General features: G+C 67.5%; 7 protein-coding genes and 1 pseudogene. 6 read left to right on the forward strand and 2 right to left on the reverse strand.

Annotated features, from left to right (window positions below; genetic code table 11):
• Positions 1-103: 103 nt before the first annotated feature.
• From ACIBO2_RS57740 to ACIBO2_RS57750, 3 genes are read left to right on the forward strand one after another with little or no spacing between them, the layout of a single operon-like run.
• Entirely contained in the window at positions 104-721 is a 618-nt protein-coding gene (locus ACIBO2_RS57740) for a DedA family protein (protein ID WP_397305251.1), read from the forward strand.
• The gene (locus ACIBO2_RS57745; protein WP_358555879.1) at positions 705-1,793 is read left to right on the forward strand and encodes a histidine kinase; all 1,089 of its coding nucleotides are present in this window, start codon (positions 705-707) and stop codon (positions 1,791-1,793) included. The genes ACIBO2_RS57740 and ACIBO2_RS57745 overlap by 17 nt, the downstream gene beginning before the upstream one ends.
• Entirely contained in the window at positions 1,784-2,428 is a 645-nt protein-coding gene (locus ACIBO2_RS57750; protein WP_358555876.1) for a response regulator transcription factor, read from the forward strand. The genes ACIBO2_RS57745 and ACIBO2_RS57750 overlap by 10 nt, the downstream gene beginning before the upstream one ends.
• 35 nt (positions 2,429-2,463) lie before the next feature.
• Here ACIBO2_RS57750 and ACIBO2_RS57755 read toward each other — a convergent pair whose 3' ends face one another.
• On the reverse strand, positions 2,464-2,790 hold the full coding sequence (locus ACIBO2_RS57755; protein ID WP_358555873.1) for a hypothetical protein: 327 nt from the start codon (positions 2,788-2,790) through the stop codon (positions 2,464-2,466).
• A gap of 223 nt (positions 2,791-3,013) precedes the next feature.
• On the opposite strand from ACIBO2_RS57755, the pseudogene ACIBO2_RS57760 reads away from it, so the two are divergent.
• Positions 3,014-3,967, forward strand: a pseudogene (locus ACIBO2_RS57760) (sigma-70 family RNA polymerase sigma factor); the annotation flags it as partial.
• Between the two features lie 278 nt (positions 3,968-4,245).
• On the opposite strand, the gene ACIBO2_RS57765 reads toward ACIBO2_RS57760, so the two are convergent.
• The gene (locus ACIBO2_RS57765; RefSeq protein ID WP_397305252.1) at positions 4,246-5,238 is read right to left on the reverse strand and encodes a magnesium and cobalt transport protein CorA; all 993 of its coding nucleotides are present in this window, start codon (positions 5,236-5,238) and stop codon (positions 4,246-4,248) included.
• 265 nt (positions 5,239-5,503) lie between these two features.
• On the opposite strand from ACIBO2_RS57765, the gene ACIBO2_RS57770 reads away from it, so the two are divergent.
• Both ACIBO2_RS57770 and ACIBO2_RS57775 read left to right on the forward strand, forming a co-directional pair.
• Positions 5,504-5,830, forward strand: coding sequence for a multidrug efflux SMR transporter (locus ACIBO2_RS57770; RefSeq protein WP_358555867.1), 327 nt, complete (start codon positions 5,504-5,506; stop codon positions 5,828-5,830).
• Complete coding sequence (locus tag ACIBO2_RS57775; RefSeq protein ID WP_397305253.1) at positions 5,827-6,477, forward strand: TetR/AcrR family transcriptional regulator; 651 nt, start codon at positions 5,827-5,829, stop codon at positions 6,475-6,477. The genes ACIBO2_RS57770 and ACIBO2_RS57775 overlap by 4 nt, the downstream gene beginning before the upstream one ends.
• The last annotated feature ends 663 nt before the right edge of the window (positions 6,478-7,140 follow it).

Genomic DNA, 7,140 nt, shown 5'->3' on the forward strand with positions numbered 1-7,140 from the left:
CGGCCGTACAGTGTACGGTACGAATCACCCTGTGGTTTACCACAGCCCAGATCTGCCGCCCACCTCATTACCGCCACTTTGGATCTTGATTAGCCTCTACAACATGACTGAATGGCTCATCGCGCTGATGGAGACTCTGGGCGCCCCTGGGGCGGGCCTGGCGATCGCGCTGGAAAACCTGTTCCCGCCCCTGCCCAGCGAGGTGATCCTGCCGCTGGCGGGTTTTACCGCCAGCAGGGGCGAGATGGACCTGCTCGAGGTGCTGGTGTGGACCACGGCGGGGTCGGTGTCCGGCGCGCTGGCGCTCTATTGGGTGGGCGCGCTGCTCGGCCGCCGCCGCACACTGGCCATCGCCGCCAAGCTGCCACTGGTGAAGATCTCCGACATCGAGAAGACCGAGGCGTGGTTCCTCAAGCACGGCAAGAAGACGGTGTTCTTCGGGCGGATGATCCCCATCTTCCGCAGCCTGATCTCCATCCCGGCGGGGGTGGAGCGGATGCCGCTGCTCACGTTCACCCTGCTGACGACCGTCGGCAGCCTCATCTGGAACACCGTGTTCGTGCTCGCCGGCTACTACCTGGGCGAAAACTGGTCATTGGTGGAGGCATACGTGGGAGTCGGCACCAACGTCGTGATCGGCGTGGTCGTGCTGGCGGTGCTCGTGTTCATCGGCGTGCGAGTGGCCGAGCGGCGCAAGGGGCGGCATGCGTCCCGTCGCTGAGGGCCTGCGACTGCTGGCGGCGGTGTCGCTGGGCGCCGCCACCGCCCTGGTCGACGTGGTGTTCCTGGTGGTGGCGCTGCCCTTCCTGGGCACTCCCAACACGCGGGCGGCGGCCGGGCGGCTGGTCCTGCTGGAGACACGGCGCCTGCGCCTGGACGCGACGGAGTTCGACGTGGGCGGGCGGGCCCCGCGCTATCTGGCCCTCCGCGCTCCGGCGGGCCTGCTGGGCGGGCTGGTCGTGGGGCTGCTCCTGCTCGGGGTGGTGATGGTCGGCCGGCTCGCCTGGGCCTGGGCGAGCGGCGACACCTTCGACGGCATCGCACCCACTCTGCCGATCCTGCTCTATTTCACCCTGGCCGGGATCCTGCTGCTCTTCCTGAACCTGTCGGGCCTGGTGGGCGTGTACTCACTCGAACGTCGGCTGGCCCAGCGCGTGCTCGGACCCGACCCGACAGAGAGACTCGAGCGCAGGATCGTCGAGCTGGCCGAGAGCCGGGCCGGGATCGTGGCGGCGGTCGACTCCGAGCGCCGCCGGATCGAACGCGACCTGCACGACGGCCTCCAGCAGCGCCTGGTCGCCCTGTCGATGTTGATCGGCCGATCCCGGCGCGGCCGTCCCGAGCTGCTCAACCAGGCTCATGAGGAAGCGCAGCAGGCGCTGGCCGAGCTGCGCGAGGTGGCCTGGCGGGTCTACCCGAGCGGCCTGGACTCCCTCGGCCTCGGCGAGGCGCTGGCGGGGGTGGCCGAGCGATCGAGCGTGCCGGTCAAGGTGTCCTGCGAGCTGGCCGCGCGCCCGCCGATGGGGGTGGAGACGGCCGCCTATTTCGTCGTCTGCGAGGCGGTGACCAACGCCGCCAAGCACGCGGGAGCCACGCTCATCACCGTTGACGTGCACCGGGAGGGCACAATGATCATCGTGCGGGTCGAAGATGACGGCCGGGGCGGCGCGACCGCCTCGGGAAGCGGGCTGTCGGGCCTGTCGCGCCGGGTGGCGGCACTCGACGGCAGGTTCGAGCTGGCCAGCCCGGCGGGCGGCCCGACGACGATCGTGGCGGAGCTGCCGTGCGGGTGATCCTGGCCGAGGACTCGACGCTGCTGCGCGAGGGCCTGCTGCGACTGCTCGTGGAGGAGGGCCACGAGGTGCCCGCCGCCGTGGGCGACGGTCCCGCCCTGGTCGAAGCGGTGGCCGCGCACGAGCCCGACATCGTGGTGGTCGACGTACGGATGCCGCCCACCCACACCGACGAGGGCCTGCGCGCCGCACTGGAGATCAGGCGCCGCTGGCCCGCCGTCAAGGTCCTGGTCCTTTCGCAGTACGTGGAGAAGAAGTACGCCACGGAGCTGATGAGCGGTGACGTGGAAGGCGTCGGCTACCTGCTCAAAGACCGGGTGGCACAGGTAGCCGACTTCCTCGACGCGCTCGACCGGGTGGGCGCCGGGGGAGCGGCGTTCGATCCCGAGGTCGTACGCCAACTGCTGGCTCGCACCACCCAGCTCGATCCGCTGGCCCGGCTCACCCCTCGGGAGCGAGACGTGCTCGAACGCATGGCCCAGGGCCTGACGAACGCCTCGATCGCCCAGGCCATGCACGTGTCACAGAGTGCTGTGGAGAAGCACGTCAATTCGCTGTTCGACAAGCTCGGCCTGTCTCACCACACCGGCTACAGCCGCCGCGTGCTGGCCGTGCTGCGCTTCCTGGAATCGTGACCCGACTTCCGACTCGTTCCCGGCCGGCTGAACATCTAGCGATCTTTATAGACGACCCCTGGGTCGGAGGTGGTCACCACCGCGCCGGCGTACGAGCCGATCAGGCTGGCCTCCTCGCGGGTGACGTTGCCGGCCAGCCGGTTGCCGAGCTCGCGCTGGAACTCCTCGAAGGAGGCCAGCTCAGGCAGGCCTTCGCCGTTCACGACATGGACGAAGGTGACTCCGTCGGCCAGCCGGAAGCTGGTGTATCGCAGCCCGGCCGGCGCCGCGGCGGCCAGCTCGGCGAAGACGTTCTCGATCAGTCGCTGGTTTGCCTCGGCCGATTCCGGCTTGGTCTGGTAGCGGATCACTGCTGAGCTCATCAGGCTCTCCTCGATCGGTTCGCTGTCACTGGTATGGACAACCCGGGCGCCGGACACTAATCGCCGCGATGAGCCGGGGCCTTCGCCGTTGTCAGTACTTGTGACAGCGACTTTCTGGAGGACCTCTCGTGAGCTGCAAGAGTCGGACGACCGTCGAGCTGCGCTGGGTGCGACGTAGCGTCGTACCCGGCGCTCCGAGTGCTCGGCCGGAGCCAGCCGAGGAGCCGGTGTGAACCTGGAGGACGAGTTCGCGCGATACCGAAGTGAGCTGGTCGCGCACTGCTACCGGATGCTCGGCTCGCCGCACGACGCAGAGGACGTACTACAGGAGACATACCTGCGCGCCTGGAAGGGATTCGCGGAGTTCGAGCAGCGTTCGTCGGTCAAGACGTGGCTCTACAGGATCGCCACACGGCTCTGCCTGAACGCCTTGCGGCACAGCAGTCGCCGCCTGGTGCCCTCAGCGCTGGGTGCTCCTGGCACCGATCCGGACGATGTGGATGCGCCGGCGCTGGAGACGAGCTGGCTGGAGCCGTTCCCGGATCACCTGCTGAGCACTGACCCTGCTCTGGTCGTCGGGGCTCGGCAGAGCCTGAGGCTGGCGATGGTCGCCGCGTTGCAGCACCTCCCGCCGCGACAGCGCGCGGTCCTGATTCTCCGTGATGTCCTTGCCTGGCAGGCGTCGGAGGTGGCCGCGCTGCTCGACACGACAACTGCGGCGGTCAACAGCTCGCTCCAGCGCGCGCGTGCGGAGCTCGCCAAGGTCACACCAGCCGAAGAGCAGTTCAGCGAGCCGGATGAGCCCGGGCGCCGTGCTCTGCTCGACCAGTACGCCAAAGCCTTCGAGCAGGCGGATCTGGTCGCTCTGGAAGGCCTCCTGACTCAGGACATCAGGTGGGAGATGCCCCCGATCCCGACCTGGTTCCACGGCCGCGAGAACGTACTTCGCCTGCTCGCGGCGAAGGTGGCTCCTGGCGAGGGGTTGCGGATCATGGTGGAGACCTCGGCGAACGGCCAGCCCGCGTTCGCCCTGTACGGCCGCGGTCGCGACGGTGGCTTTCACGCGCGCTATTTGCAGGTGCTGACGCTGACCAAGGCGGGAGTCTCCTCAGTGCTCGCATTCCACCGGGCCGACCTGTTCCCCTCCTTCGGCCTGCCGATCGACCGCCCTGCCTAGGATGCGTTTCTCGCTGCGGATGCGGGCACGCTCGCGCCGTTGGGCGGACCCGCACCTCGGGATGACGGGCATCGCTGCGACCTGGTTGCCAACCCCTCGCCTCTACGCCGATAGACGATGCCGGGCCGCGGAGACCTCGCCCGTCGCACCGGCTGGGCGCCCTGCTCAGGGCACAGAACCGGAGCCGCGGGGGTCGAGCAGGATGATGATGGTCAGCAAGACGATTCAGGCGAGAACCGCGGCCATGAGGAGCCTGCCCAGCGAGAAGCTGGCGGGTTTCACAGCCACCCGCTCTTGCGCAGCAACCGGTGGACGATGAACGTGGCGATGACCATGAGGCTCAGGCTGAGCGGGTAGCCGAGCAGCCAGTGCAGCTCGGGCATGTGGTCGAAGTTCATGCCATAGATCCCGGCGATCATGGTCGGGACGGCGATGAGGGCCGCCCACGAGGAGATCTTGCGCATGTCGATGTTCTGCTGAATGGCCGCCGCGCTCTGCTCCCGGCTCACCAGGGCCAGGTGCGCGCTCAGGGCGCTGGTGAGCAGTTCGTTGTGCTCGTCGACCTGGGCGTCCACGCGGAGCAGGTGGTCCAGGACATCACGGAATTGGTCGCGGACGGCGGTGCACAACTCCACCCGGCCTTTGACGATCTCCTCCAGCACCGGCACCAGCGGATCTTGGGCGGTGCGGAACTCCAGCACCTCGCGCTTGAGGGAGTAGATGTCTTCGGTGACATCGGCCTGCTCGCCGCTGAAGACACGTCGCTCCAGGACGATGAGGTCGTGTTCGATCTCGTGGGAGATCTGTGAGTAGGTGTCCACGACCTGGTCGCAGATCGCGTAGAGCACCCCGGAGGGTCCGGCGGCCAGCAGTTCGGGATCGGATTCGATGCGCCGGCGCACCCCGGTCAGAGGATTGGCCTGGCCGTGGCGGACGCTGATGACGAAGTCGCTCCCCAGGAACAGGTTGATCTCGCCGACCTCGATGTCAGAGCTCTCCTCCACGTACAGCAGCGGCTTGAGCACCACGAACAGGGTGTCGTCATAGCGTTCGAGCTTGGGCCGCTGGTGGGCGTGGATGGCGTCTTCCACGGCCAGCGGATGCAGCTTCACCTCGCGGGTGATGAGGTCGAACTCCTCCTGGGTGGGCTCGTGCAGGCCGATCCACAAGAAGCAGTCGCCCCTGGCTCGGGCGTCACCAAAGGCGTCACTGATGTCGCCGCTGATGGTCTCGCGGACGCCATTGCAGTAGATCGCTTTGTCCACAATCACATCAGGCATTCTGACCTATCCCCACTACCCTCCCAACTTCTTCGCCGAGCCCCGGGGCCTGCCCTACGGTTATCGCCGCTCTCAGGCGCGTGAGGGCGTGCCCGGGTCTGCTAGCAGGACAGAGCCCACCTCGACGCACCACGCCGACCTCCCTGATGACGAGCTCCTTCCGGCAGCCCTTCTCCTGCCTTGCTCTGATGGAAGGCCGCCGCCGAGTTTCCTGTACGTTTGTACATGTACAAACGTACAGGAAAGGTGTCTGATCATGGTGATGTACGTGTTCCTGGCGTTGGCGATCGCGGCGGAGGTGGTAGCCACCAGCCTGCTGAAGAGCACGGAAGGGTTCACCCGGCTGTGGCCGACAGTGGCCTGCCTGGCCGGCTATGCGGTGTCGTTCGTGGCCCTGGCGCAGGGGATCGCGCGAGGGTTGCAGATCGGAGTGGCCTACGCGGTGTGGGCCGGGCTGGGCACGGCGCTGATCGTGATGATCGGAGTAGTGCTCCTGGGTGAGCCGATCTCGGCGACCAAGGTGCTCGGAGTCGCGCTGGTGATCGCCGGAGTGGTCACGCTGAACCTGGGAGGGGCGCATTGAGCGACTCCGAGAGGGGCGTTGGGCGCGACTCCGGGCGGGGTACGTCGCGCGAGTCCGTGCGAGGTACCCCGCGCGAGTCCGGGAGGAGCGCGTCGAGCCGCCGTGATCCGTCCGGCCGCCGTCGCGCCATCGTCGAGGCCGCCGCCGGACTCATCGCCGGGGAAGGCGTCAGCGGCCTCACCCACCGCAAGGTCGCCGCGGCCGCCGAGGTCCCCCTGGGCTCTACCACCTACTACTTCACCGACTTGGCCGACCTCGTCCAAGCGGCTCTGGAACACATCGCCGCCCTGTCTCGCCAGGGCCTGGAGGAGATGGCCCGTGACCTGCGGGAGGCCACGGACCTGGCCGCCGCCCTGGCCGAGCTCACCACCGCCTACCTCGCCGAGCCCCAGCGCCACCGCATCCAAGACGAGCTGTATCTGGCCGCCAGCCACCGGCCCGAACTCCGGCCCGCCGCCCGCCTGTGGTTCGACGGCCTGACCGACCTGCTCGCCCCCCGCACCGGCCAGGCCACCGCCCAGGCCATCGCGGCCTTCATTGACGGCGTCCTCCTCCACGCTCTCATCCACGACCGGCCCCTCGACACCTCCACCCTCACCACCGCCCTGTCCGCCCTCATCGGCACCAGCGACCACGCACCCCGATAGAGGACGAGAGACAGGGGCCGCGGCACCGCCGCTGAAGACCACATGGGCCTGGAGGCGGTAGACAACGGTGCGGCCCCTGCGGATATCGGGATTGGATTCCTATCGCGGTGACATGGACCGGACAATAATGTGTTCGATTGTGAAACTGGTGGTGCAGGTGAATTGCGCCCGTGTGGTGCTGATAAGGGTATTTCGAAGGGAGTCCTACTAGTGGCGATGTAGTGGAGGCGACCGGCTAACCCGAGGGGGAAACCCCGGAGGGACAAGAGCATGCCGGGCCAGCCCTGTGAGCCGAAGATGGCGTAGGCGAGATGCAGGGTGCGCCAGGCCACCTATGGTCAAGGCCTTACTGTCTGAACCCAAGTGCAGTTGGGGTCGCACCACCTCCCCAGGTTGCCATCTGACACCAGGGGCCCGTGATCGCGATACGAGTTTTACCAGTAGCGCGAAGCCACTTCACGGGGACAACCGCAAGCGGCGGGTGAAAGCACGGAATGGGGACCTAAGGGTGGACAAACGCCTTATCAGGACAACTCGGGGATCGCCTAAGGCTGGTAACGGCTAAGGGGACGGAGCCGCCGTAGTACCCGCCCCGATCGGGATACGGCCACTTAATCAGTGGCGAAGGGAAAGGGCGGCAGGTAATGGAGCGTCAAGTGGGAA

Origin of the sequence: Nonomuraea sp. NPDC050022 (assembly GCF_044460705.1) — a bacterium.
Lineage (GTDB): Bacteria > Actinomycetota > Actinomycetes > Streptosporangiales > Streptosporangiaceae > Nonomuraea.